Source organism: Capillibacterium thermochitinicola (assembly GCF_013664685.1).
Lineage (GTDB): Bacteria > Bacillota > UBA4882 > UBA10575 > UBA10575 > Capillibacterium > Capillibacterium thermochitinicola.
Genome location: NZ_JAAKDE010000035.1, coordinates 1 through 1,495, shown reverse-complemented (window position 1 = coordinate 1,495; position 1,495 = coordinate 1). Strand labels below are relative to the sequence as shown.

The window sequence follows — 1,495 nt, the reverse complement described above, 5'->3', positions numbered from 1 at the left end:
TGTAGATTTTTGAACCTCACATTAGCGAACTTCCCGTCGAACTTACCGTCAAACTGCACTTTGTTTATTTATAGCTTTTAAAGCAATTATTGTTGGATTACTACCACTGCTGAAAAGCGGAATATTATTGTGATATCCTTTCCCCAATATTTTAATTTGCTTTAAGCGCTTGAGCTCTTTATGAATTACATCCTTGATTTCAACAACAATTGGAGTTGGGGTTTTTACCTCCAGGTATTGTTTGCTAATTGACTCACCATTGGCCTTGGCCACTCGCATATTGGCCATTTTCTCCGCCCCTTGTAGACTCCAAGCCATTGGGCGACTACTGAGCCTGGCTGCCAAGATATGGCTAACATGGCCCTCAGCGCTACAGCTTACATGGGGGTTTTTCACGGCGTTTTCTATTCCATCCCAGTTGTGCTCCACATATTTGATGGTATCAATAATCCTTTTTTGTCGTGGCTGTTCTTCAGCACGCTTTAAAGCTTCATCAAGATGCGCCAGGACTTTCTGTTTGTTTAATGACTTAATCCCCCAGTATACCGGCTTTCTTAGTTCCGGAGCATGAGCGGTGGCCATTAGAATATATTTCGCCAGGTGAAATCGGTCTACGATAAAGATGGCTCCAGGTATGTATTCTATCCCTTGGCGGATCCAAAGAGCCCCGTCTCCAGATAGGTAAATCCGCTTAATACTTGAAAGTTCATAATTGGCTTCAAGGTAATCTAATACTCTCCACCATAGTTCTTCCGGTTTCTCTCTGACGCTGGTAAAATATTTCACTCGTTTTAACCGACGACGAGGATAATCCTCGATTCCTTCGTGGACATAAACCAACCGGGCCTGCGCTCCTTTACGCCCTTTAACTTTGATGTGGTCTTCATCAGCTTCTATGTATAACTCGGAAACACGTCTTTTGGCTTGCGGTAATGGTTCGATTTTAGGGTTGAATTCTTTAACGCACAACGCTACTGTTTGCCTGCTAACCTTTAATACGGGATTATCCTTGCTGGCGTGGATAGTGGCCGCTTCATACGACATTCCAGTGGATGCTTCCGCAAGTTCAGCCTTTAAAGTTACCCCTACGCGCATGTGGGGAGTGACACCAATTTGTTTGTCAACCAGGTAGGCATATTCTTTGCTTTCTCTATGTCGGTAATAGCTCCGGTGGTAGACGATCGGACCAAAAAGGGTTAACAGCTCTTTCCGGTCGTCTTTTCGAACGCGCTTCCAGTTCGGGTCTTGCTTTGCATCCTCTTCAACCTTTTGCTTTAGGGCTTCGATGACATATTCCAATAAATCGCAACCCAGGCCATCAAGCTCTTTCTTTAATCGAAGTTCAAAACTATGATAGTTGGTTTTACCATCTAATACGGCAAAAATTCTTTCTACAACCGAAAGGATTTTTTCTTCTACTAAACGAACTAAATCCATGAGGAACCTCGACCTCCTTCGGGGGGTATTCATTCTTGCCGAATGTGAGGTTCCTCTT

The 1,495-nt window shown here is 43.7% G+C and carries 1 protein-coding gene; it reads right to left on the bottom strand.

The window, feature by feature from the left end; all coding sequences use genetic code 11:
- Positions 1 to 48: 48 nt before the first annotated feature.
- Entirely contained in the window at positions 49 to 1,437 is a 1,389-nt protein-coding gene (locus G5B42_RS10650; protein WP_181340461.1) for an ISLre2 family transposase, read from the bottom strand.
- Between the last annotated feature and the right edge of the window lie 58 nt (positions 1,438 to 1,495).